This is a genomic window from Streptomyces sp. NPDC002018, from assembly GCF_042890865.1.
Classification (GTDB): Bacteria; Actinomycetota; Actinomycetes; order Streptomycetales; family Streptomycetaceae; genus Streptomyces.
In genome coordinates, this window is record NZ_JBIASO010000001.1 from 471,016 (window position 1) to 494,329 (window position 23,314).

18 protein-coding genes, 1 pseudogene and 1 riboswitch are annotated in these 23,314 nt (G+C 70.9%); of the genes and pseudogenes, 15 read left to right on the forward strand and 4 right to left on the reverse strand.

All coding sequences use genetic code 11. The features are described 5' to 3' along the window. The first annotated feature begins 35 nt into the window (after nt 1–35). The 13 genes and pseudogenes from ACFYYH_RS02000 (at nt 36) to ACFYYH_RS02060 (ending at nt 13,295) form a co-directional block, all read left to right on the forward strand. Nucleotides 36–965 carry an ABC transporter permease gene (locus tag ACFYYH_RS02000; RefSeq protein WP_388544577.1) on the forward strand — a complete coding sequence of 310 codons (930 nt, stop codon included), beginning with the start codon at nt 36–38 and terminating at the stop codon, nt 963–965. Then, nucleotides 958–1,743, forward strand: a complete 786-nt coding sequence (locus ACFYYH_RS02005) for an ABC transporter ATP-binding protein (protein WP_388544580.1) — start codon at nt 958–960, stop codon at nt 1,741–1,743. The genes ACFYYH_RS02000 and ACFYYH_RS02005 overlap by 8 nt, the downstream gene beginning before the upstream one ends. 418 nt (nt 1,744–2,161) lie before the next feature. Beyond that, nucleotides 2,162–3,079 carry a squalene synthase HpnC gene (hpnC, locus tag ACFYYH_RS02010; RefSeq protein WP_388544583.1) on the forward strand — a complete coding sequence of 306 codons (918 nt, stop codon included), beginning with the start codon at nt 2,162–2,164 and terminating at the stop codon, nt 3,077–3,079. After that, a complete protein-coding gene (gene hpnD, locus ACFYYH_RS02015; protein WP_388544586.1) occupies nt 3,076–4,026 on the forward strand; it encodes a presqualene diphosphate synthase HpnD in 951 nt (316 codons plus the stop codon). Before hpnC ends, hpnD begins: the two co-directional genes overlap by 4 nt. 127 nt (nt 4,027–4,153) lie before the next feature. Next, nucleotides 4,154–5,524 (forward strand): hydroxysqualene dehydroxylase HpnE, encoded by a 1,371-nt coding sequence (hpnE, locus tag ACFYYH_RS02020; protein ID WP_388545283.1) that lies wholly within the window; start codon nt 4,154–4,156, stop codon nt 5,522–5,524. A 53-nt stretch (nt 5,525–5,577) separates the two neighbouring features. Then, nucleotides 5,578–6,636: a polyprenyl synthetase family protein gene (locus ACFYYH_RS02025; protein ID WP_388545285.1), complete on the forward strand. Its 1,059-nt coding sequence runs from the start codon at nt 5,578–5,580 to the stop codon at nt 6,634–6,636. A gap of 103 nt (nt 6,637–6,739) precedes the next feature. Then, the gene (shc, locus tag ACFYYH_RS02030) at nt 6,740–8,749 is read left to right on the forward strand and encodes a squalene--hopene cyclase (protein ID WP_388544589.1); all 2,010 of its coding nucleotides are present in this window, start codon (nt 6,740–6,742) and stop codon (nt 8,747–8,749) included. Then, the gene (locus ACFYYH_RS02035) at nt 8,749–9,399 is read left to right on the forward strand and encodes a 1-hydroxy-2-methyl-2-butenyl 4-diphosphate reductase (protein ID WP_388544592.1); all 651 of its coding nucleotides are present in this window, start codon (nt 8,749–8,751) and stop codon (nt 9,397–9,399) included. Before shc ends, ACFYYH_RS02035 begins: the two co-directional genes overlap by 1 nt. A gap of 5 nt (nt 9,400–9,404) precedes the next feature. After that, complete coding sequence (gene hpnH / locus ACFYYH_RS02040) at nt 9,405–10,424, forward strand: adenosyl-hopene transferase HpnH (RefSeq protein WP_388544595.1); 1,020 nt, start codon at nt 9,405–9,407, stop codon at nt 10,422–10,424. 95 nt (nt 10,425–10,519) lie between these two features. Next, nucleotides 10,520–10,853, forward strand: a pseudogene (locus tag ACFYYH_RS02045) (hypothetical protein); the annotation flags it as partial. After that, nucleotides 10,850–12,241 (forward strand): aspartate aminotransferase family protein, encoded by a 1,392-nt coding sequence (locus ACFYYH_RS02050; RefSeq protein ID WP_388544598.1) that lies wholly within the window; start codon nt 10,850–10,852, stop codon nt 12,239–12,241. The pseudogene ACFYYH_RS02045 and the gene ACFYYH_RS02050, both read left to right, overlap by 4 nt. Nucleotides 12,242–12,313: 72 nt before the next feature. After that, nucleotides 12,314–12,937 carry a helix-turn-helix domain-containing protein gene (locus tag ACFYYH_RS02055; RefSeq protein WP_388544601.1) on the forward strand — a complete coding sequence of 208 codons (624 nt, stop codon included), beginning with the start codon at nt 12,314–12,316 and terminating at the stop codon, nt 12,935–12,937. A gap of 172 nt (nt 12,938–13,109) precedes the next feature. After that, nucleotides 13,110–13,295, forward strand: coding sequence for a DUF6126 family protein (locus tag ACFYYH_RS02060; protein WP_388544604.1), 186 nt, complete (start codon nt 13,110–13,112; stop codon nt 13,293–13,295). A gap of 21 nt (nt 13,296–13,316) precedes the next feature. On the opposite strand, the gene ACFYYH_RS02065 is transcribed toward ACFYYH_RS02060, so the two are convergent. The 3 genes from ACFYYH_RS02065 to ACFYYH_RS02075 all read right to left on the reverse strand — a co-directional run bounded on the left by ACFYYH_RS02065 (nt 13,317) and on the right by ACFYYH_RS02075 (nt 19,635). Next, nucleotides 13,317–14,318 (reverse strand): LuxR C-terminal-related transcriptional regulator, encoded by a 1,002-nt coding sequence (locus ACFYYH_RS02065; protein ID WP_388544607.1) that lies wholly within the window; start codon nt 14,316–14,318, stop codon nt 13,317–13,319. Between the two features lie 466 nt (nt 14,319–14,784). After that, complete coding sequence (locus ACFYYH_RS02070; protein WP_388544610.1) at nt 14,785–18,651, reverse strand: S8 family serine peptidase; 3,867 nt, start codon at nt 18,649–18,651, stop codon at nt 14,785–14,787. 186 nt (nt 18,652–18,837) lie between these two features. Continuing rightward, on the reverse strand, nt 18,838–19,635 hold the full coding sequence (locus ACFYYH_RS02075; protein WP_388544613.1) for a tyrosine-protein phosphatase: 798 nt from the start codon (nt 19,633–19,635) through the stop codon (nt 18,838–18,840). A 406-nt stretch (nt 19,636–20,041) separates the two neighbouring features. Further along, a riboswitch (cyclic di-AMP (ydaO/yuaA leader) is annotated at nt 20,042–20,233 on the forward strand. Between the two features lie 4 nt (nt 20,234–20,237). On the opposite strand from ACFYYH_RS02075, the gene ACFYYH_RS02080 reads away from it, so the two are divergent. Beyond that, nucleotides 20,238–21,176: a peptidoglycan DD-metalloendopeptidase family protein gene (locus ACFYYH_RS02080; protein ID WP_388544616.1), complete on the forward strand. Its 939-nt coding sequence runs from the start codon at nt 20,238–20,240 to the stop codon at nt 21,174–21,176. 174 nt (nt 21,177–21,350) lie between these two features. Beyond that, complete coding sequence (locus tag ACFYYH_RS02085) at nt 21,351–22,223, forward strand: SGNH/GDSL hydrolase family protein (RefSeq protein ID WP_388544618.1); 873 nt, start codon at nt 21,351–21,353, stop codon at nt 22,221–22,223. A 76-nt stretch (nt 22,224–22,299) separates the two neighbouring features. Here ACFYYH_RS02085 and ACFYYH_RS02090 read toward each other — a convergent pair whose 3' ends face one another. Further along, nucleotides 22,300–23,313, reverse strand: a complete 1,014-nt coding sequence (locus ACFYYH_RS02090) for an STM4011 family radical SAM protein (protein WP_388544621.1) — start codon at nt 23,311–23,313, stop codon at nt 22,300–22,302. Nucleotide 23,314 lies beyond the last annotated feature (1 nt).

The window sequence follows — 23,314 nt, forward strand, 5'->3', positions numbered from 1 at the left end:
CCGGCTGCGCATCTTGAAGACGAAAGTTTCAACTTGTGAGTGACACAACCCAAGAGGGCGCGATCGCCGTGAGCGCCCCGCCGTCGTCCGACGACGGTCTGACCTCGGCGGAGCTCGCCGCCAAGTACGGCCTGTCGGTGAGCGGTGCCCGGCCCGGCCTGGGCGACTACGTCCGGCAGCTCTGGGGCCGGCGTCATTTCATCCTGGCCTTCTCCCAGGCGAAGCTCACGGCCCAGTACAGCCAGGCCAAGCTCGGCCAGCTCTGGCAGGTGGCGACCCCCCTGCTGAACGCCCTGGTCTACTACTTGATCTTCGGTCTGATCCTGGGAACCAGGAAGGGCATCCCGCAGGAGGTGTTCGTCCCGTTCCTGGTCACCGGCGTGTTCGTGTTCACCTTCACCCAGAGTTCGGTGATGGCGGGTGTCCGCGCGATCTCCGGCAACCTGGGGCTCGTAAGGGCCCTGCACTTCCCCCGGGCCTCGCTGCCGATCTCCTTCTCGCTCCAGCAGCTCCAGCAGCTTCTGTACTCGATGATCGTCCTGGTCGCGGTGGCGGTTGCCTTCGGCAGCTATCCCCGGCTGAGCTGGCTGCTCGTGGTCCCCGCGCTGGTGCTCCAGTTCCTCTTCAACACCGGTCTCGCCCTGATCATGGCGCGGCTGGGCAGCAAGACCCCCGACCTCGCCCAGCTCATGCCGTTCGTGATGCGTACCTGGATGTACGCGTCGGGCGTGATGTTCTCCATCCCGGTGATGCTCAAGGACAGGCCGGCCTGGATCGCGGACGTCCTCCAGTACAACCCCGCCGCCGTCTACATGGATCTCGTCAGGTTCGCGCTGATCGACGGGTACGGCTCGTCGAACCTCCCCGCGCACGTCTGGCTCGCGGCGCTGGCGTGGGCCGTGCTGCTGGGTGTCGTCGGCTTCGTGTACTTCTGGAAGGCTGAGGAACGGTACGGGCGTGGCTGACGACAACAAGCAGGGACGTATCCCCACCGTCATCGCCGACGAGGTGCACATCGTGTACCGCGTCAACGGCGGGGGCGGCGGGAAGGGCAGTGCCACCGCGGCGCTCAGCCGCATACTCCGCCGCGACAAGGGGGAGTCGCGGGGAGTCCGCAAGGTCCACGCCGTACGAGGAGTCTCCTTCACCGCCTACCGCGGCGAGGCGATCGGTCTGATCGGCACCAACGGGTCCGGCAAGTCGACGCTGCTGCGCGCCATCGCGGGGCTGCTGCCCACGGAGAGCGGCAAGGTCTACACCGACGGCCAGCCCTCGCTGCTCGGTGTGAACGCGGCGCTGATGAACGACCTGACCGGGGAGCGCAATGTGATCCTCGGCGGGCTGGCCATGGGCATGACGCGCGAGCAGATCCGGGAGCGGTACCAGGGCATCGTCGACTTCTCCGGCATCAACGAGAAGGGCGATTTCATCACCCTCCCGATGCGGACCTACTCCTCCGGCATGGCCGCCAGGCTCCGGTTCTCCATCGCCGCCGCCAAGGACCACGACGTCCTGATGATCGACGAGGCGCTCGCCACCGGTGACCGCAAGTTCCAGATCCGTTCCGAGCAGCGCATCCGTGAACTGCGCAAGGAGGCCGGCACGGTCTTCCTCGTCAGCCACAGCAACAAGTCGATCAGGGACACCTGTGACCGTGTGCTCTGGCTGGAGAAGGGCGAGCTGCTGATGGACGGCCCGACGGACGAGGTCATCAAGGCGTACGAGAAGGAGACGGGCAAGTAGTCCGACCGCTCGGCCGAGGCCTCCGCCGGATCGATCCGGCGGAGGCCTTCTCGCGCGCGGGCGGCCGCTCACCGGGGGCGGAAACCGGCCACTGATCCTCAAGGAACGGTCAAGTCACCTGCCTTCAGGGAAGGTTGGCCCGCATCGCAGCGTTCTTGTAATGCGCGCAACACCCCGGAGTGGTCCTCCCAGTTGTACAACGTAAGCTGTGCTGGTGCTGAATTCGCGGCAAGTGGGGCGATACCCGCTGACCACCCTGTCCGCGAGGCAGCGGCCTTCTTTACTCGGAAGGACGGGCGGCGTGTCCGAAATGGGATGTATTGGGTCAGCAGTGTAGAACGGGAGATATGACGGCAATGACGGGAAATCTCCAGCTCTGTGAGGGTTCCGCCGTCTCCGTGCCGGGCAGCCGGCAGTGATGGATGCTCCCCAGGCGCGCTCCGACGCCACCGCACGCTCCACACTCGACAAAGCCACCGACGAGAACTTTCCGGTGGCTCCCTTCTTCCTGCCCCGGGCCTGGCGTGACGATCTGATGGCCGTCTACGGCTTCGCCCGGCTCGTCGACGACATCGGTGACGGCGATCTCGCCCCCGGCGGCGCCGACGCCCGCCATCTCGGGGTCGCCCCCGAGGCGGCCGACGACCGGCCGGCCCTGCTCGACGCGTTCGAGACGGATCTGCTGCGGGTCTTCGACCCCGCGGGTCCCCGTCCTGGCCACCCCCTGCTGCGCGCTCTGATCCCGACCGTACGCAGCCGCGCCCTCACCCCCGAGCCGTTCCTCGGGCTCATCGGGGCGAACCGCCAGGACCAGCAGGTGCGGCGGTACGAGACCTACGACGACCTCCTCGCCTACTGCGAGCTGTCCGCCAACCCCGTCGGCCGGCTCGTCCTCCAGATCACCGGGACCGCCGGCCCCGAGCGGGTCCGGCTCTCCGACGCCGTCTGCACCGCGCTCCAGATCATCGAGCATCTCCAGGACGTCACCGAGGACCTCGGCCGGGACCGGATCTATCTGCCCGCCGAGGACATGAAGCGCTTCCGTGTCTCCGAGGCCGATCTGGCCGCGCCCACCGGGAACGCGTCGGTGCGTTCCCTTGTCGCGTACGAAGCGGAACGCGCACGGCGGCTGCTGGACGAAGGCACCCCGCTGGTGGGAAGCGTCCACGGCAGGCTCAGGCTGCTGCTCGCGGGATTTGTGGCCGGAGGGCGTGCCGCCCTCGCTTCGATCGCGGCCGCCGGGCACGATGTGCTCCCCGGACCGCCCAAACCCACCACACCGCGTCTGCTGCGTGAAGTGGGAGCTGTCTTGCGAAGAGCGCACAGAGAGGGGTGAGCCGGAACGTGGAGGGACAGACACCCATGTCCGCGCCGGTACTGGCGGCCTACAGCTACTGCGAGGCCGTCACCGGGCAGCAGGCCCGCAACTTCGCCTACGGCATCAGACTGCTGCCGACCGAGAAACGCCAGGCCATGTCCGCGATGTACGCGTTCGCGCGGCGTGTCGACGACATCGGCGACGGCACGCTCGCGCCCGAGGCCAAGCAGAGACGGCTCGAAGAGACACGTGTCCTGCTGAGCAGAGTCAGGGCCGGCGAGGTGGCCGAGGACGACACCGACCCCGTCGCCGTCGCCGTCGCGGACACGGCCCGCCGCTTCCCGGTCCCGCTCGGCGGCCTGGACGAGCTGATCGACGGTGTCCTGATGGACGTACGGGGCGACACCTACGAGACCTGGGACGACCTCAAGGTCTACTGCCGGTGTGTCGCGGGTGCCATCGGCCGGGTGTCGCTCGGCGTGTTCGGCCCCGGCCCCGACGCGCCGGGAGCGGAGCGCGCCGCCGAGTACGCCGACACCCTGGGACTCGCGCTCCAGCTCACGAACATCCTCCGGGACCTGCGGGAGGACGCGGCCAACGGCCGTACGTATCTGCCCTCCGACGATCTCGACAAGTTCGGCTGCTCCGCCGGTTTCCACAGCGCGGCCCCGCCCGCCGGCTCCGACTTCACCGGTCTGGTGCACTTCGAGGTCCGCCGCGCCCGCGCCCTGTTCGCCGAGGGCTACCGGCTGCTGCCCCTGCTCGACCGGCGCAGCGGCGCCTGTGTCGCGGCCATGGCGGGCATCTACCGCAGGCTGCTCGACCGTATCGAGCGCGATCCGGAGGCCGTACTGCGCGGCCGGGTCTCGCTGCCCGGACACGAGAAGGCGTATGTCGCCGTACGCGGACTCTCCGGCCTCGACGCCCGGACCATCTCGCGCCAGACCGTCAGGAGGCGCGGCTGATGCGGCGCACCGCCCGGCCCCGCCCCCGCGCCGCACATCCGTCCCCGGCTCGCGCAACCCGGCGCCGGAATGACGCGTCCCTGACTGCGACAGCCGGAGGGGGACACGCGTGAGCACAGCGGATGACATGCGGCCTCACCACGCGGTGGTGGTGGGGGCGGGGCTCGCCGGTACCACCGCGGCGCTCCAGCTCGCCGACGCCGGAGTACGGGTGACCCTGATCGAGGGGCGCCCGCGGCTCGGAGGTCTCGCCTTCTCCTTCCGCCGCGGCGATCTCACCGTCGACAACGGCCAGCATGTGTATCTGCGCTGCTGCACCGCGTACCAGTGGTTCCTCGACCGGGTGGACGGCGCCGCGCTCGCCCCGCTCCAGCCCCGGCTGGACGTGCCCGTGCTCGATGTGGGCGGTTCCCGGGGGCCGAGGCTGGGACGGCTGCGCCGCAACGCGCTGCCCGTACCGCTGCACCTCGCCGCGGGACTCGCGGCGTATCCGCATCTCTCGCTCGCCGAGCGTGCCTCCGTCGGGCGTGCCGCGCTCGCCCTCAAGCGGCTCGACCCCGCCGATCCCGCCCTGGACGGCATCGACTTCGCCACCTGGCTGGGCCGGCACGGACAGTCGGACCGGACCATCGAGGCCCTCTGGGACCTGGTCGGCGTGGCGACCCTCAACGCCACCGCGCCGCACGCCTCCATGGGGCTGGCCGCGATGGTCTTCAAGACCGGACTGCTCTCCGAGCCGGGCGCCGCCGACATCGGCTGGGCGCGTGTCCCGCTGGGCGATCTGCACGACACGCTGGCCCGCAAGGCCCTCGACTCCGCCGGCGTACGGACCGAACTGCGCACCCGCGTCGGGGCGGTGACCCGCGCCGCGGACGGCGGCTGGCAGGTCGACGCGGACGGCGAGCGGCTCGACGCGGACGCGGTCGTCCTCGCCGTACCCCAGCGTGAGGCCCACGGACTGCTGCCCCAGGGCGCGCTGGACGATCCCGACCGGCTGCTCGACATCGGCAACGCCCCGATCCTCAACGTCCATGTCGTGTACGACCGCAAGGTGCTGCGCCGCCCCTTCTTCGCCGCGCTGGGCAGCCCCGTCCAGTGGGTCTTCGACCGCACCGACGCCTCCGGACTCACCGACGGCCAGTATCTGGCGGTCTCCCAGTCCGCCGCCGAGGACGAGATCGACACGCCGGTGGCGGAGCTGCGCGCACGCTACCTCCCCGAACTGGAGCGACTGCTCCCCGCGGCGCGCGGAGCCGGGGTGAAGGACTTCTTCGTCACCAGGGAGCGGACCGCGACGTTCGCGCCCACGCCCGGTGTGGGCAGACTCCGTCCCGCGGCCCGTACCCGCGCCCCCGGTCTCTTCCTGGCCGGCGCGTGGACCGCCACCGGCTGGCCCGCCACCATGGAGGGCGCCGTACGCAGCGGCTTCAGCGCGGCCGGCGCCGCCCTCGCCCAGCTCGGCCGCCGCCATGAACACCCTTTGCGGGAGGCGGCATGAGCCCGAGTACCGCACCAACGAGTACTGGAACAAGAGGAGAGACCGTGCCGACCGTGCCCCCGGGGAATCCGGCTGTCGACACCGCGGACGTCCACGCGATGCTGGAGCGGGGACGGAGTCTGTCCGCTCCGGTGCTGCGCGCCGCCGTCGGCCGGCTCGCCACGCCGATGGACGCTGTCGCCGCCTATCACTTCGGCTGGATCGACGCCGAGGGCCGGCCCGCCGACGGCGACGGCGGCAAGGCCGTACGTCCGGCGCTGGCGCTGCTCTCCGCCGAGGCCGCGGGCGCCGCGCCCGAACTGGGCATCCCCGGCGCGGTCGCCGTCGAACTCGTCCACAACTTCTCGCTGCTGCACGACGATCTGATGGACGGTGACGAGCAGCGCCGCCACCGCGACACCGTATGGAAGGCGCACGGCCCCGCGCAGGCGATCCTCGTCGGCGACGCCCTCTTCGCCCTCGCCAATGAGGTCCTGCTGGAGATCGGCACCCCGGAGGCGGGCCGCGCGACCCGCCGGCTGACCACCGCCACCCGCAAGCTGATCGACGGTCAGGCGCAGGACATCTCCTACGAGCACCGCGAACGGGTCACCGTCGAGGAGTGTCTGGAGATGGAGGGCAACAAGACCGGTGCCCTGCTCGCCTGCGCCGTCTCCATCGGCGCGGTCCTCGGCGGCGCCGACGACCGTACGGCCGACACGCTGGAGGCGTACGGCTACCATCTCGGCCTGGCCTTCCAGGCCGTGGACGATCTGCTCGGCATCTGGGGCGACCCCGAGGCGACCGGCAAGCAGACCTGGAGCGATCTGCGCCAGCGCAAGAAGTCCCTGCCGGTCGTCGCCGCGCTCGCCGGGGGCGGCCCCGCCTCGGTGCGCCTCGGTCAACTGCTCGCCGCCGACGCCAAAAGCAATGATTTCGAGACCTTCTCCGAGGAAGAGTTCGCGACCAGGGCGGCGTTGATCGAGGAGGCGGGCGGCCGGGAGTGGACCTCGCAGGAGGCCCGACGGCAGCACGCCGTCGCCATCGAAGCCCTCGATGGTGTCGATATGCCAGCCAAGGTCAGGGCGCAGCTCATCGCGCTCGCGGACTTCGTCGTCGTACGAAAGAGATGATCACTATTCCCATATGACCGCAGTCGCCGTCCACAGCCCGAAGGGCGCCGGACGACGGAGACCCCAGCACAGCAGAAGCTCACCACTGCACGAAGGGGAAGCCATGACAGCGACGACCGACGGAAGCACCGGGGCCATGGGCCCCCACGCAACCTCGGCCAGCGGACCGCATCGAACGACCACCACCCCCGCCGCGGCCGGCGGCCTCACGGCCGCCGCCGAGCGGGCCACCGCACGATCCGTCGAGTATCTGCTCGGCAAGCAGGACGCCCAAGGCTGGTGGAAGGGCGACCTGGAGACCAATGTGACGATGGACGCGGAGGATCTGCTGCTACGGCAGTTCCTCGGTGTCCAGGACACCCGTACCACCGACGCCGCGGCGCTCTTCATCCGCGGTGAGCAGCGGGCGGACGGTACGTGGGCCACCTTCTACGGCGGCCCCGGCGAACTCTCCGCCACCATCGAGGCCTATGTCGCACTGCGGCTGGCCGGGGACCGTCCCGAAGAACCCCATATGGCACGCGCCTCCCAATGGGTCCGCGACCAGGGCGGAATCGCCCGGAGCAGGGTCTTCACCCGTATCTGGCTGGCCCTGTTCGGCTGGTGGAAGTGGGACGACCTGCCCGAGCTGCCCCCCGAGATGATCTACCTGCCCAAGTGGTTCCCGCTCAACATCTACGACTTCGGCTGCTGGGCCCGGCAGACCATCGTGCCGCTGACCATCGTCTCGGCGAAGCGGCCCGTACGGCCCGCTCCCTTCCCCCTCGACGAGCTGCACACCGACCCGGCCCGTCCCAACCCCCCCCAGGCGATCGCCCCGGCGGCCAGTTGGGACGGTGCCTTCCAGCGCCTCGACAAGGCCCTGCACGTCTACCACCGGTTCGCCCCGCGCAGACTGCGCCGCGGCGCGATGAACGCGGCGGCCCGCTGGATCATCGAGCGGCAGGAGAACGACGGCTGCTGGGGCGGGATCCAGCCGCCCGCCGTCTACTCCGTGATCGCCCTGCATCTGCTCGGATACGACCTCGACCACCCCGTGATGCGCGCCGGACTGGAATCGCTCGACCGGTTCGCCGTCTGGCGCGAGGACGGCGCCCGGATGATCGAGGCCTGTCAGTCGCCGGTCTGGGACACCTGTCTGGCCACCATCGCGCTCGCCGACGCGGGCGTGGGACCGGACCATCCGGCCCTGGTGAAGGCCGCGGACTGGATGGTCGGTGAGCAGATCCTGCGCCCCGGTGACTGGTCGGTGAACCGGGCCGGACTCGCCCCGGGCGGCTGGGCGTTCGAGTTCCACAACGACAACTACCCCGACATCGACGACACCGCCGAGGTCATCCTCGCCCTGCGCCGGGTCAGACACCCCGAGCCGGAGCGGATCGACGCCGCCATCGAGCGGGGCACCCGGTGGAATCTGGGCATGCAGTCCAGGAACGGGGCCTGGGGCGCCTTCGACGCCGACAACACCAGCCCGTTCCCCAACCGGCTGCCCTTCTGCGACTTCGGCGAGGTCATCGACCCGCCGTCCGCCGATGTGACCGCGCATGTCGTCGAGATGCTCGCGTACGAGGGGAAGAGCCACCATCCGCGCACCCGGCGGGGAATCGAATGGCTCCTCGCCGAACAGGAGACCAACGGCGCCTGGTTCGGACGCTGGGGCGTCAACTACATCTATGGTACCGGCTCGGTGGTGCCCGCTCTGACCGCGGCCGGGCTGCCCGCCTCCCATCCCGCGATCCGCCGGGCCGTGAGCTGGCTCGAATCCGTGCAGAACGCGGACGGCGGCTGGGGCGAGGATCTGCGCTCGTACCACGACACGGAGTGGATCGGACGCGGCGCCACCACCGCCTCCCAGACCGCCTGGGCGCTGCTCGCGCTGCTCGCGGCGGGGGAGCGGGAGAGCAAGGCCGTCGAGCGGGGCATCGCCTGGCTGGCCGAGACCCAGCGCGAGGACGGTTCCTGGGACGAGCCGTACTTCACCGGTACCGGTTTCCCCTGGGACTTCTCCATCAACTACCACCTCTACCGGCAGGTTTTCCCGCTGACGGCCCTCGGCCGGTACCTCCACGGCGAACCCCTCGCCGCCCGTGCGGGCGACCGCAAGGGGGGCTGATGGGCCGGTCCTCCGGGCCGGCCGGCCCGCCACCGCTGCTGATCGCCTGCGCGCTCGGTATCGAGCGCTTCGCGCTGCGCGGGAGCGGTCACGGTGACGCCGCGGGACCGGTGACCGTCCTGCGTACGGGTATGGGACCCAAGAACGCCGAGCGCGCCGTGGCGCGCGCGCTCGGAGAGACCGGGAACAGGGACGCGGCCGTCATCGCGTCAGGATTCTGTGCCGGGCTCACCCCGGGGATGCACCCCGGGGATCTGATCGTCGCCGACGAGACCCGGGACCCGCACGGCCCGACGCCCTGTACGGGCGCCGGGCTGCTCGTCGAGGCGCTGACCCGGGCCCTGCCCGGCCGTACGGTCCACGCCGGTCCGCTGACCGGCTCCGACCATGTGGTCCGGGGACAGGAACGGGCCGCGTTGCGCGCTACGGGGGCGATCGCGGTGGACATGGAGTCCGCCGCGACCCTCCGCGCGGCTCTGCGAGCCGGGCCCCGTCCGGTTGCGGCCGTGCGGGTGGTCGTGGATGCCCCGGAGCACGAGCTCGTCCGTATCGGCACCGTGCGCGGAGGAATATCGGCCTTCCGTGTACTCCGTGCCGTCCTTCCAGCTTTCCATGAATGGCACCGTTCTTTGCTGCTCCCCAGGAGGTGAGCTAGATGGCCATGCCGCTCCGTCAGACCATCAGGGTCGGGACGTACCTCTTCGAACAGAAGCTCCGCAAGCGTGAGAAGTTTCCTCTCATCGTCGAGCTGGAACCCCTCTTCGCCTGCAATCTGAAATGTGAGGGCTGCGGCAAGATCCAGCATCCGGCGGGCGTCCTGAAGCAGCGTATGCCCGTTGCCCAGGCCGTCGGGGCGGTGCTGGAGTCCGGGGCGCCCATGGTCTCCATCGCCGGCGGTGAGCCGCTGATGCACCCGCAGATCGACGAGATCGTGCGGCAGCTCGTGGCCAAGCGGAAGTATGTCTTCCTCTGCACCAACGCGATGCTGCTGCGCAAGAAGATCGAGAAATTCACCCCCTCGCCGTACTTCGCCTTCGCCGTGCACATCGACGGTCTGCGGGAGCGGCACGACGAGTCCGTCGCCAAGGAAGGGGTGTTCGACGAGGCGGTGGCGGCCATCAAGGAGGCCAAGCGGCGCGGCTTCCGGGTGACCACCAATTCCACGTTCTTCAACACCGACACCCCGCAGACCGTGATCGAGGTGCTCAACTTCCTCAATGACGAGCTGAAGGTGGACGAGATGATGATCTCGCCCGCCTACGCCTACGAGAAGGCTCCCGACCAGGAGCACTTCCTCGGTGTCGAGCAGACCCGCGAGCTGTTCAAGAAGGCGTTCTCCGGCGGGAACCGGGCCCGCTGGCGCCTCAACCACTCGCCGCTCTTCCTGGACTTCCTCGAAGGCAGGGCCGACTTCCCGTGCACGGCCTGGGCCATCCCCAACTACTCCCTCTTCGGCTGGCAGCGCCCCTGCTATCTGATGAGCGACGGCTATGTGCCGACCTACCGTCAGCTCATCGAGGAGACCGACTGGGACAAGTACGGCCGGGGCAAGGACCCCCGCTGCGCCAACTGCATGGCGCACTGCGGCTATGAGCCGACCGCCGTACTGGCCACCATGGGCTCCCTCAAGGAGTCCCTGCGCGCGGCCCGTGAGACGGTCGCCGGGACGCGGTGACCCCATCATGACCGCTGGAGAGCCGGTCTCATGGGGGCTCCCCGAGCCGCCGGCCCGGCCCCTGGCGGTGTGTCGTGTTTCGCGGCGAATCCCCGGTCACCTTCGTTCTCGACCGGGCCGGGATCACCGGGACCGACGGGCCCTCCCAGAACGGGATGGGGGCATGTCCGTCCTCCCGTGTGTGCCGTGACCGCGGATCGCGGCGACGGCCTCGCGGAGCAGCTCCGCGAGGCCGTCGCCGCGGACGAAGCCCCGACCGTGGCGCGTTTCCCCCAGGAGCCGGTGGGCGCGGGTGTCCCCGGCCTCACTCCGGTGGAGATCGCGGGACGGATCAGCGCCGCCCTCGCCCCCGTACTGCCTCGGCAGGGCCCGGGGCCGGCGTGGCCGGACGAGGGACCTGTCCGAGTACGCAAGGAGAGCAAGGAATGACCGAGCCCAAGGGTTTCGACCTGCCACGGCTGCTCGCCGAGCGCGGCGCCGAGCGCTACGAGCTGCACAGCAGACATCTCAACCACCAGCTCCCGCGCATGCTGCACACGATCGGCTTCGACCGGGTGTACGAGCGGGCCGAGGGCGCCTACTTCTGGGACGAGGAGGGCAACGACTATCTGGACATGCTCGCGGGCTTCGGGGTGATGGGGCTCGGCCGGCACCATCCTGTCGTCCGCAAGGCGCTGCACGATGTCCTCGACGCCTCGCTCGCCGATCTCACCCGGTTCGACTGCCAGCCGCTGCCCGGACTGCTCGCCGAGAAGCTGCTCGCCCACAGCCCGCATCTGGACCGGGTGTTCTTCGGCAACAGCGGTACGGAAGCGGTCGAGACGGCGCTGAAGTTCGCCCGGTACGCGACCGGGAAGCCCAGGGTCCTCTACTGCGCGCACGCCTTCCACGGACTGACCACCGGTTCGCTGTCGGTCAACGGAGAGGACGGCTTCCGGGACGGATTCGCGCCGCTGCTGCCCGACACCGCGATTCCGCTCGGCGATCTCGACGCGCTGGAGCGGGAGCTGAGGCGCGGCGATGTGGCCGGCTTCGTGGTCGAGCCCATCCAGGGCAAGGGGGTGCACGCGGCGCCGCGCGGTTTCCTGCGGGCGGCGCAGGAGCTGCTGCGCCGGCACAAGGCCCTGCTCATCGTCGACGAGGTGCAGACCGGCCTCGGAAGGACCGGCGACTTCTACGCGTACCAGCACGAGGAGGGCGTCGAGCCGGATCTTGTCTGTGTGGCGAAGGCGCTCTCCGGCGGCTACGTGCCCGTCGGTGCCACCCTCGGCAAGGACTGGATCTTCAAGAAGGTCTACTCCTCGATGGACCGGGTGCTGGTCCACTCGGCGAGCTTCGGCTCCAACGCCCAGGCCATGGCGGCGGGTCTGGCCGTGCTGTCGGTGATGGAGGACGAGGGGATCGTCGCCAACGCGCGCGCGACCGGCGATCTGCTCCGGTCCCGGCTGGCCGCGCTGGTCGACCGCTACGAGCTGCTGTACGAGGTACGGGGCCGAGGGCTGATGATCGGCATCGAGTTCGGCCGGCCCGACTCGATCAAGCTGCGCGGCCGGTGGACGATGCTCCAGGCGGCCCGTAAGGGGCTGTTCGCGCAGATGGTGGTCGTACCGCTGCTCCAGAAGCACCGCATCCTCACCCAGGTCTCCGGCGACCATCTCGAAGTGATCAAGCTGATTCCGCCGCTGACCATCGGTGAGCCGGAGGTCGACCGTTTTGTGGAGGCCTTCACGGCGGTGATGGACGACGCCCACGGCGGCGGCGGACTGATGTGGGACTTCGGCAGGACACTGGTGAAGCAGGCGGTCGCCAACCGGTAGGCGCGGGTCCAGGCCGTTTGCCTCAGGGGCAATAAATTTGCCCCTGAGGAAAATTCCTGGCGCAATGGAGGCATGAGCACACCTCCTGCCGGAGAGGCGGCCGACGAGCTGCCCGAGGGATTCCCCGATGTGGCGCCGCGCCTGCGTGAACTGCGCCGCGGCCGCCGGCTCACCCTGGAGACCGTGGCCCGGCGGGCCGGGCTCTCACCCGCCCATCTCTCCCGGCTGGAGACCGGACAGCGGCAGCCCTCCCTGCCCATGCTGCTCAGTCTGGCCCGTATCTACGGTACGACCGTCTCCGACCTGCTCGGGGAGGTACCGCCGGAGCGCGATCCCATCGTCCGGGCCGGCCGCGCGGAGCCCGTCGAGGCCGGCGGCTGGACGTACCACCAGGCGGGGAGTTCGGGCCGGGCCATGCAGCCGCTGCGGGTCCGGGTGCCGTACGGAGCACAGGGCGACCTGGTCCGTGTGCACGCGGGCGAGGAGTGGCTCTACGTTCTCGAAGGCCGGCTGCGGCTGGGTCTCGGGGACACCACGCATGTGCTCGGCCCCGGGGACAGCGCGCACTTCGACTCGCTCACCCCGCACCGGATCGCGGCGGCCGGGCCCGAGGGGACCGAGCTGCTCTTCGTCCACACCCTGCTCCAGAGCCCCGCCGCCGAGCTGTGTCTCGGCGGCGGGCCCCATCGTGGCTGACCTGGCTGGCCTGTGGACCGGTCAGCTGCGCGGGCCGCGACAGCCCCTCGCTCCGTCGGGCCGTGCGTAAGCCGCCAAGCCCGTAAGCCGCCGAACCGCAAACCGGCAAATCCGTAAGCCCCCGAACCCGTACGCCCGTCAGCGCGTCACCCCGTCAGAGAGGACCGTCACCATGTCGGAGTCGGAGAACCCGGTGCAGGTCCCGGCAGGACCGGAGGACCGGCCGCCGGAGCCCGTCGCGGACCACGAGACCTCGTTCCCCCGGGGGCTGGTCATACGGCTCTTCGCCTATCTGGTGGCCGGGCATCTCTTCGCGGGCTTCCTCTATCTGCTCTTCCACCTCGGCGGGCAGCAGTAGCGGACGGCGGCCGGGCGCGGGCTACATCCAGCCCCGGCGGGCCGCCTGCCATGCCAACTGCATCCGTGTCGTCGCCCCGGCGAGCGTCATCATCCCCTGGATGTGCCGCTGCACGGTACGTCTGCTGAGGCCCATCTGACTGGCTATGGCCTTGTCCGCGACCCCCGCCACCAGCAGCGACAGCAACTGTCTGTCCGTTGTCGAGAGCACATGGCCGGGGGCGCTCCCGTCCGTTCCGGAGACCGTTCCCGAGGCGCTGACGTCCAGCGGTACCGCGTCCTCCCAGTAGCGCTCGAACAGCGCGACCAGCGCCTCCAGCAGACTGCTGCCGCGCACCAGCGCCGTGGTGGGCTCCTCGGAGCTGCCGGACGGGCCGCCCGGCACCAGGGGGCAGATCGCGATGGCGCGGTCGGCGACGGCCAGCCGCAGCGGGAGATGCGGTACGGCACGGGCGATCTCACCCGCGCGCACGCCCTCCACCACATTGTCGACGGCCCCAGGATCGTCGAAGAACGCCTGCTCGTACAGGACCCGGTAGCGCACTCCCCGGGCGAGGGCGTCGAACTCCGCGCGATTGCTGCCCGACGGCATCGCCACGTACTGCGCCTTGCAGAACCACAGCATCTCGTGGCGGGTGTTGTCCTGGATCTGGCGCAGATGCTGGCGCAGGGCCTCCGCCCCGGTGATCACTTCGATGAGCTGGTCGGGGTCCTGGCGGCGCCTGGTGCGCCGGTAGGTCTCCAGCAGATCCGTGACCGCCGTGCGTGCCTTGTCCAGGGCGTCGGAATTGCGCTGGAGGTGCGGCAGCAGGGCGACATCCGGGGGAGTGGCGGCGAAACCGCGCGGCGCCCGGTCCGTCGCGCTGACCAGGCCCTTGGCGGTGAGCGCCGCCAGGACGCGTTCGGTGTCTCCCGGAGTCAGACCGCAGTGGCCGGCGATCTCCTCCGCCGAGGCCGCGGTCACCGTCACGAGCAGTCGGTAGACGGTCTCCTCCGCCGGGGTGAGGCCCGCCGGCTCCAGCATGGTGTTCCCCTTCTCCACGGACCGCCCCGTGTCCCCGGGGGTCCGCGCGCCGCCGCGTCCGTACCGTCCGGGCCTCCCGACGGTGTCCCGTGCGCCGTCGCACGGATGTCCGTCGCCTGCCGTCGGCGTGCGGGGCGACGGACGGGCGTACCGGGAAACCCACGCACCGGGACCCGCCGGAAGCGGGGCCTCGATGCGACCAGCGCACTATACGCCCTGGTCGCACGGGCCTCGCGGTACGGGTACGGGGTACGGCACGGGAGGGAACGGGCAGGTCGGGCCGTTGCCCCGGGGCGGGCGGCACCCCGGGGCAACGGAGGCGGGGCGGCGGGTGCGTCGGCCGGTCCACCGGCCCGCGCACCCGCCGCCCCACCTCCGTACCGGCCCGCCAGGACCGGCGTACCGGCCTTCCTGAACCGGCGTACCGGCCGTCAGGACCGGCGCGTCCCCACTCTCCGCGCCGTCGCTATCCGCGCAGCAGGTAGGCGCGCTCGACGGTCTGCCGGACGCTGTTGCCCGCCCGGTCGGTGGCGGTCACCCGCAGGGTCACATAGGCGTCGCCCCGCTGCTTGGCCGGCCGGTCGAGGGTGGCGGTGAAGCCGTTCTGCCCCCGCTCGCCGACCCGTGCCGCCTTCCGCCAGGTCCTTCCGTCGTCGTAGGAGGCGTCGACCCGTACGGTGAGTCCGCTCGGCGCGGGCAGACCCTCCTGGCCGCGCACCGTGAGGCCGATGTCGTGGGTACGGCCGCCCTTGACCGTGTTGTACGCGTCGGCGCGCACGTCGTAGTCCAGTTGCAGCAGCGGGAGCGGCTTCCTCTCGGCGGTGGTGTCCGAGCGGAAGGACCACGAGGTGGCGGTCCGGGTGCCGAACGCCCACTCGCCGGAGACCCGCGCGGTCGACAGATCGAGCCGGAAGTCGCCCTTCCCCGGCGCGACCTCGAAGTCGCCCCAGGCGCCGTCGGCCTCGCCGACCTTCCTGCCGTCGCGGTACAGCGCGGCCGAACCGGTGTCGCCCTCGACCGCTTCGCCCCCGGTCCCCGCGCCGGCCGCCGCGCCCGTGCCCGTGCCCGAGGTGCCGATACCGCCGCCACCCGTGACCGTGCGCGACCAGTGGTCCGCCTCGGAGTCGGTGAACTCGGGGATCCGCAGCGCCAGTACATCGCCGGAGCGGGTGGAGACCAGCCCGGCGCCCTCGGGGGCCGCGGGCCGCACCACGGCGCCGAACCAGCGTTCGTCGCCGCGCTCGCCCGCCCGGTAGGCGCGCGGTGAGTCCTTCATGCCGGACGCCAGGGGCGCGTCGACGTCGAACGTCGTCGTGTGGTTGACGACATGCTGCCAGAGGGTGTCTCCGGAGCTGACGTACTCGGTGCGTTCATGACCCGTCGGGACGAAACGGGTGTACTGGTTCCAGGCGGTGTCCTGGTACGGACGCCAGCCGAACCGCTGCTCACTGGCCCACGGCGCGCCGCCGTTGTCCGCGTAGGTGGTGCGCACCTGGGCGCTGTTGCGGTCCGAGACGGTGTGCACCACCTGCTGGGGGATCCGCCCCGAGGACACCTGCATCACGTCGTAGAGATACGGGCTCTCGGCGGTGCCGGAGATCCCGACCGTCGCGGTGTGCCGCTGGATACGGGCCAGCAGCGCGGTGCCTCCGGTCTCGCTCACCCGGACGACCGGCACGGCGTAGCGCTCTCCCACCGGATTCCAGCGGGTCCACGGGTAGCGGGACGGGAACACCAGGAGGATTCCCTCGGCGCCGGCCTTCGCCGCCGCCTGCGCGAGGTCCCACTCACTGCCCCCGTCGTCACGGACGACGGCGAGCTTGCCGCGCACCCGGGAGGGACGGAGGTCGGGTGAGGCGACCGTACCGGCGTCCACCGCGGTCAGCCGTACGCCCTTGGCGCTGAACAGCGGTGAGGACGGCATGTAGTAGGGGTTGAGGCCGGTCCTCGTGCCGGAGACCTCCGTCTCGATCAGCGGGGCCACGAGCTGCCAGCGCGAGGCGAACTCGAAGGTTCCCTCGGTGACGGGCGCGGTGGGACTGACGTAGACGCGCCGGGCGATGTCGAAGAACATCACACCCTGGGTGAGGCTGTGTCCGTCGATCCGGCGGTAGGTCTGGTAGCTGACGATGCCGCGCTGTTCGGCGGGACGGGGGGTGCGGATCTCCACGGGGGTGGTCCGGCGCTCGTCCAGGGTGACGGACATGTCCTTGGTGACCTTCACCTCGGGCAGGACGACCTGGCGCAGTTCCTGCCCGTCCTCGGCGTCGTCGATCGTCGCGTGGCTGAGCTGGTACGTCCCCTCCTCCACCTCGGCGACGGCCGGCGAGAGGCTGGTGTAGTCGACGAAGCCGTCCGGTCCCCAGATCGTCGGCAGCGCCTCGATCCGCTTGCCGTGCAGGTCGAAGGTGTTGACGGTGAGCCGGTGCACCGGGCCGTCGACGACAAAGCTGACGGTGGTGTGCACGGCCGCTCCGCCGGCGGCGGGGGTGGCGGTGACATAGCCGTAGTAGTCACCGCGTTCGGCCAGGGACGGGTCGGCGCTCAGCGGAACCTCGGCGGTGGCGCCGGGGGCGATCTCCACCGCGTCCGTGCCGAGCCGGAGCGCGCCGCTGCGGAGCGCGCGCCCGCCGGTGGTGGCGAGTTGGGCCGTCAGCCGGAGCGAGAGCCTGGTGGCGGAGGTGTTGGTGTAGCGGACGGTGGCGGTTCCTGAGCCGTCGGCCTGGGCCTTCGCGGCGCTCGTGCCCGCCTGGAAGGGTCCCAGGGCGACCGTGCCGGTCGCGGTGAGCGGGCCGAGCGCGGCCGCCGCCAGATCGATCCGGCCGCCGCCCTGCTGGGCCGGCTGCTGGCCGGGCACCGTACGCGCGGTGCTGACCAGGGCGTCCTTGAGACGGTCCGCGCGCCAGTCCGGGTGCTGCTGGGCGAGCAGAGCCGCGGCGCCCGCCACATGCGGGGTGGCCATCGACGTGCCGGACGCCGCCACGTAGTACGGGTCGACGGGGTCGCCCATGGTCGTCCCGGTGGCGCGGGCGGCGACGATACCGACGCCGGGCGCGGTGACATCGGGCTTCACCGCGCCGTCGCCGAGACGGGGGCCGCGGCTGGAGAACGGGGCGAGCGAGTCGTCACGGTCGACGGCGCCGACCGTGAGCGCCGCGTCCGCCGCGCCGGGGGAGCCGACCGTACGGTCCCCCATCTCCCCGGTGTTGCCCGCCGCCACGACGAACAGGGCGCCGCTGGCCGCGGTGATCTCGTCCAGCGCGTGGCTCATGGGGTCGGTGCCGTCGGTCGGGGCGTCGGAGCCCAGACTCATGTTGATGACCTTGGCGCCCTCGGCCGCGGCCCACTCCATGCCCGCGATGACCTGCGACTCGGTGCCGTAACCGTCGTTGCCGAGCACCTTGCCGATCAGCAGGCCGGAGTCCGGGGCGACGCCCTTGCGGGTGCCGCCGGACGCGGCGCCGCTGCCGCCCACGGTGGAGGCGACATGGGTGCCGTGGCCGAAGACGTCCTCGGTCCCGCCGCTGCCGGAGAAGTCCTTGGACCCGACGACCCGGCCGGCCAGATCGGGGTGCGTCGTGTCGGCGCCGGTGTCGAGGACGGCGACCTTGACCCCCTGGCCCCGGTAGCCGGCGGCCCAGGCGGCGGGGGCGTTGATCTGTCCCGTACTGCGGTCCAGGACGGCGTTCACCTTGCCGTCCAGCCAGACCTTGGGGGTGACCCGGAGAGCGCTGGTGCCCCTCGCGTCCCCGGCGGGGGCGAGCGTCTTCCAGAATCCGCCGAGATCGTCGGCGGGGACCCGCAGTGAGCGGGCGCCGATGCTCGCCAACTGCCGTGAGGGTGCGGAGTCCTCCTGGAACCCGGACAGGGAGCGCAGGGTCTCGGCGGCCCGTGCCCCGGCGGGCTGGGCGACGATCAGGGGCAGCGCGTCGGTGTGCGCCTCGTCGTAGCCCTGGGAGACCAGCGCGGTCACATCGAACAGTTCCCGGTCCAGCGTTCCCGCGGAGACCAGGTCCATGACGTCGGACGGCAGTACGGTCAGCCGGCCGTCCTGCTCGGCGGTCCGGAAGAGGATGCCGTTGCGGCCGGGACCGGGCAGGACCGAGGCCGAGCGCTTTCCGTCCGGGCCCGTGCTGAGCGTCACCCGGTCACCGGTGATCAGCCGCACCGTCACCGGGGTGCCCGCCGCGGCGGACCCGGGGGATCCGGGGGATCCGGCGGGCCCGGCGGGCGCCGTGTCCTGGGCGGAGGGACGGGCGGAAACCGGCCCCACAGCACCCACGGTCATCAGCAAGGCTATGGATACCGCCGCCGTCAGGCGGATACGTCTCATCTGTCCAGCCCCTTCGTTCTACTCCGCTGTCACGCGCTGTTGGACAGAATCTGGTAGCGCCGGAGGGGCTGTCACTGCTTCGCGGTGGCGTGGTTGAGACATGTCCCAACCACGCCACCGCGGCGAACGGCGGTCGAGGACCGCGAAACGCGCTGGCCGAACGGCTGTTCAGGACCGCGGAACGTGTCAGTCGAGGAGGCGGGCGCGCAGCCGCTCGCGGGTCTCGGGGGCGAGTCCGAGACCTTCGGTCAGATAGGCGTCGGTGCTGCCCCAGGTCTTCCCGATGGTCTCGAAGGCCGCCGCCAGATACTCGGCACGCGCGTCGAAGAGCGGGCTGAGGAGGTCCATCACCTCGGTGGACGTACCGGAGGGCGAGTTGTCGCTGCGCCGGACCACATAGCGGCGGTGCGGGTCGTTCGACTTCAGATAGTCCGCCTCGATCGCCCCGGGCTCCACCCCGACCGCGAGCAGGGCCACCGCGATCGAGAGACCGGCCCGGTCCTTGCCCGCCGCGCAGTGCATGAGCGCCGGGGTGCTGTCCTCGGCGAGGGAGTGCAGGACACGGCTGTGCTCGGCGGTGCGTTCCCTGATGATCGCGCGGTACGAGTCGGTCATCCGGGTCGCCGCCCGGCCGTCCGCGAGGAGCGAGCGGAGCTGGTCCAGATCGCCGCCCCTGACCATCTGCCAGAACTCGGCGCCGTCGGCCGGGTCGGTGAGCGGGATGTTCACATGGCGTACGCCGGGCAGCTCCACGTCCGCGCCGTCGAGCTTGAGATCGGCCGCATTGCGGAAGTCGAAGATCGTGTGCAGTCCGAGGGACGCGAGAAAGGCCGCGTCGGCGGCGGTGGCACTGGCGAGATGGCCGCTGCGGAAGAGCCTGCCCGGCCGCACCCGCCTGCCGTCCGTGGTGGGCAGTCCTCCGACATCACGGAAGTTGCGCACGCCGGCCAGTTCGGGCTCTGTCGACGGGACCTGCTGCGTCACGGCCTGCTCCTCCGTGTCTGCCGTCGGCGCGGCTCGCCGACGCTGTCGACCTCTGACCCTACGACACCTGTTCGGGGAGTAATTCGTTCGGATGACGGGAATCCGATGGGACTATTCGGACATTTATCGCGGTTGAATAGCACTCAACGGTGCATCTGTCCGTATTGAGCCATTCCTCATAACCTGCCCCGGTCATGACCGAGTTGGTCTCCCGGCCGTGACCAGGATCATATCCGTGACGTTCCGTGGCGATGCCATGTATTCGAATTCCCTGTCCGGCGCGGAGTTCGGAGTCCGTTATCCACGCAGGGTGACCGGTAAACCCGGGTTAAATGCGAGTGCGCCTTGTCGACGGAAAAGGATCGCTTGTACCGGTAGTGCCACTGGGCCTACGTTCACCCTCAATCCGAGCGGAACGCCGAATCCTGCCGCCGCTCGGAATTCGTATCCGACCAGCAACGCGTGGCAGGAGCGGGGGACCCAGGTAGTACGCCGTCCCGGAAATCCGGACGGCTCGGGGTGAAGTCGCTCAGCATGTGCGACCGGGCATCTCCAGTCCGAACCCGACAGCTCACCTCGCAGGCGCCGGAGAGGAATTCGCCATGCCCGCGAAGGGTAAACACTGCCGTCCCAAGTCCAGCTCGGTATCGCGCGGATTCATCGCCGCCGGCACCGGTGGAGCCGCCATCGCGCTTCCGCTCATCGGCGCCACCGGCGCGCACGCCGCCGAGAAGGCCGCGCCCGCCGCCGCGCCCGAGGCCGTCTCCCAGCAACAGCTCGGCGGGGAGCAGGCCGGCGCCAAGAAGGCCGTCGCGAAGAAGGGTGCCCACAAGACGCGGACCTACACCGTGGTCGCGGGCGACTCCCTGTCCAGGATCGCCGTCAAGCAGCATGTCCGCGGCGGCTGGGAAAGGCTGTACAAGGACAACCGCGAGGCCGTCGGCTCCAACCCCTCACTCATCCACCCCGGACTGGAGCTGACCATCCACGGGAAGGGCGCGGGCAAGGGCCACTCCAAGCCCCCGGCCAAGCCCTCCAGCTCCTCGGGCGGATCCACCACCACGCCGGCCACGGCCGACCCCGCGCCCCAGCCGACGGACGAGGCGACCGAGGCGCCGGCCGAGAGCGGCTCCGCCGGCTTCACGCTGCCCGTCGACGGCATCCGCACCAGCACCCCGTACCACGCCTCCGGCAGCAGTTGGGCCAGCGGCTACCACACGGGTGTGGACTTCGCGGCGCCCTCGGGCACCGTGGTGAAGGCGGTGGCCGACGGCACGGTCGTGACGGCGGGCTGGGGCGGCTCGTACGGCAACCAGGTCGTCATCCAGCACAGCGACGGCCACTACTCGCAGTACGCGCATCTGTCCTCCCTCTCCGTCTCCGAGGGCGAGAGCGTCAGCGAGGGCCAGCAGCTCGGCCTCTCCGGCTCCACCGGCAACACCACCGGTCCGCACCTGCACTTCGAGATCCGCACCGGACCGGAGTACGGCTCGGACATCGACCCGCTGGCCTATCTCCGCGACCACGGCGTCAACATCTGAGGCGTACACCGCCGTTGTCCCGGTACTCCGTCTCCGCCCGGCGCTTCCGTGCCGGGCGGAGAACGTGGGGCATATTCCCGCTTGGTCGAAAATTGACCGATGGCATATCTCACCCCTCGTCAACCCTTCCTTACGGTCGCGTAGGTCACATCTGCGGGTGAAAGATGTGCTCTTGTGGCAGACGATTCGAGATCAAGAAGAAGAGGCGTATTCGGGTCGTACACGGCGATCGGTGACAGCTTCACGGAGGGCGTGGGCGATCCGGGACCCGATGGACACTATGTCGGCTGGGCGGACCGGCTCGCGGTTCTGCTCGCCGACCGGCTGGCCGATGGACGGGCCGACCGGCCCACCGGTCCGGTGCCTGGCGCGACGGCCGTCCCCGGTGCCCCGGCGGACACCGTGCACGGGGACTTCCGCTACGCGAATCTCGCCGTACGCGGCCGGCTCCTCGACCAGATCGTCACCGAGCAGATACCCCGCGCCAAGCGACTCGCCCCCGATCTGGTGACGTTCTGCGCCGGCGGCAATGACATCATCCGGCCAGGCACCGACCCCGACGATGTCGCCGAGCGCTTCGAGCGGGCCGTCGCCGATCTCACCGGGGCGGTCGGCACGGTCATGGTGACCACGGGCTTCGACACCCGGGGCGTCCCCGTACTGCGCCATCTGCGCGGCAGGATCGCGACCTACACCGCCCATGTGCGGGCCATCGCCGACCGCTACGACTGCCCCGTGCTCGATCTCTGGTCCCTCAAGTCCGTCCAGGACAGGCGGGCCTGGGACGGCGACCGGCTCCATCTCTCCCCCGAGGGCCACACCCGGGTCGCGCTGCGCGCCGCGCAGGTGCTCGGCCTCGATGTGCCCGCCGACCCCGACCAGGTCTGGCCGCCCCAGCCACCGCGCGGCAGCTTCGAGGTGCGGCGCGACGACATCAACTGGGCCCGTGAGTATCTGGTGCCCTGGATCGGGCGCAGGCTGCGCGGGGCATCCTCCGGAGACCATGTCGTGGCGAAGCGCCCCGACCTGCTGCCCCTGCACCGGTGAGGCCGGGGCGGCCCAGGCCCTCCGCGACAGATCCCGTCCGCCCGCGCGGCGGACGGCGCCCTGCCCGGCACAGGGCCTACGGCTCCGGCCGCGCCTCCGGCCGCGCCTCCGCGACGAGGCCCGTCCGCCGGACGGCGCCGGGAGCGCCGAGTGGTACGCCGGGAGCGCCGAGCGGTACGAGGACCGGACCGGCGCCCGCGCCGCCCCCCTCGGCGGCCCGCCCGGCCGGACCGTCCCGCAGCGGATCGCGGACCCTCGGGATCCGCTCCAGCACTCCGCCCGCGAAGACGTCGTACAGCGGCAGCGACTCCAGATGCACATAGCCGATATGGCAGTCGCACACCGCCAGTGGGCAGGGCCGCGGCGCGAGTGCCTCCCGGTAGGAACCGTCGTAGAGATTGCCCAGCTCCGCGCGGACGAAGTGGCAGCGCCGCACGGTCCCCTCACCGTCCACCGAGATCACCGACTCACCCGTACGGCAGGGCAGCCCGGCCGAGCGGTGCGGCCGGCGGCTGTACGGGAAGAGGGGATCCAGTTCCGTCCAGCGGGCGGCCTCCTCGTCCGTATAGCCGTGCCCCTCCGCCGCGTTGATCCAGAGATAGACGGGGGCGGGCAGCTCGGCGCGCAGCCGGCGGGCCTGTCCGAGATGCCCGGGGAGGCCGACGACACCCACGCTGAAGCGGATGGAGCGGTCCGCGAGCTCATGGCACTTGGCGAGGAAACGGTCGTACGGCGTCTGCCCCGGGTGGTACGTGCACCACAGCGCCAGCTTCTCCGGATCGGCGTCGGCCAGCCAGTCGGTGCGGCAGCTCAGATTGGTCTGGACGGCCACCCGCCGGACGTGCGGCAGCCGTGACAGCTCGCTGAGCGTCCGCCGGTACCAGGAGCGGACCAGCGCCTCGCCCCAGGGCGTGAACAGCACCGACAGCCGGTCGTCGCGCTGCGCCGACACCCAGGCGGCGAACCGCTCCAGCGCGTCCCGGTCGGCGCGGAGCTGCTCACGGCTGTCCCGCCGCTTGGCGAACGGGCAGTACGGACAGTCGTAGTCGCAGGAGGAGAGCGGGCCGCGGTACAGGATCGTCAGGTCCATG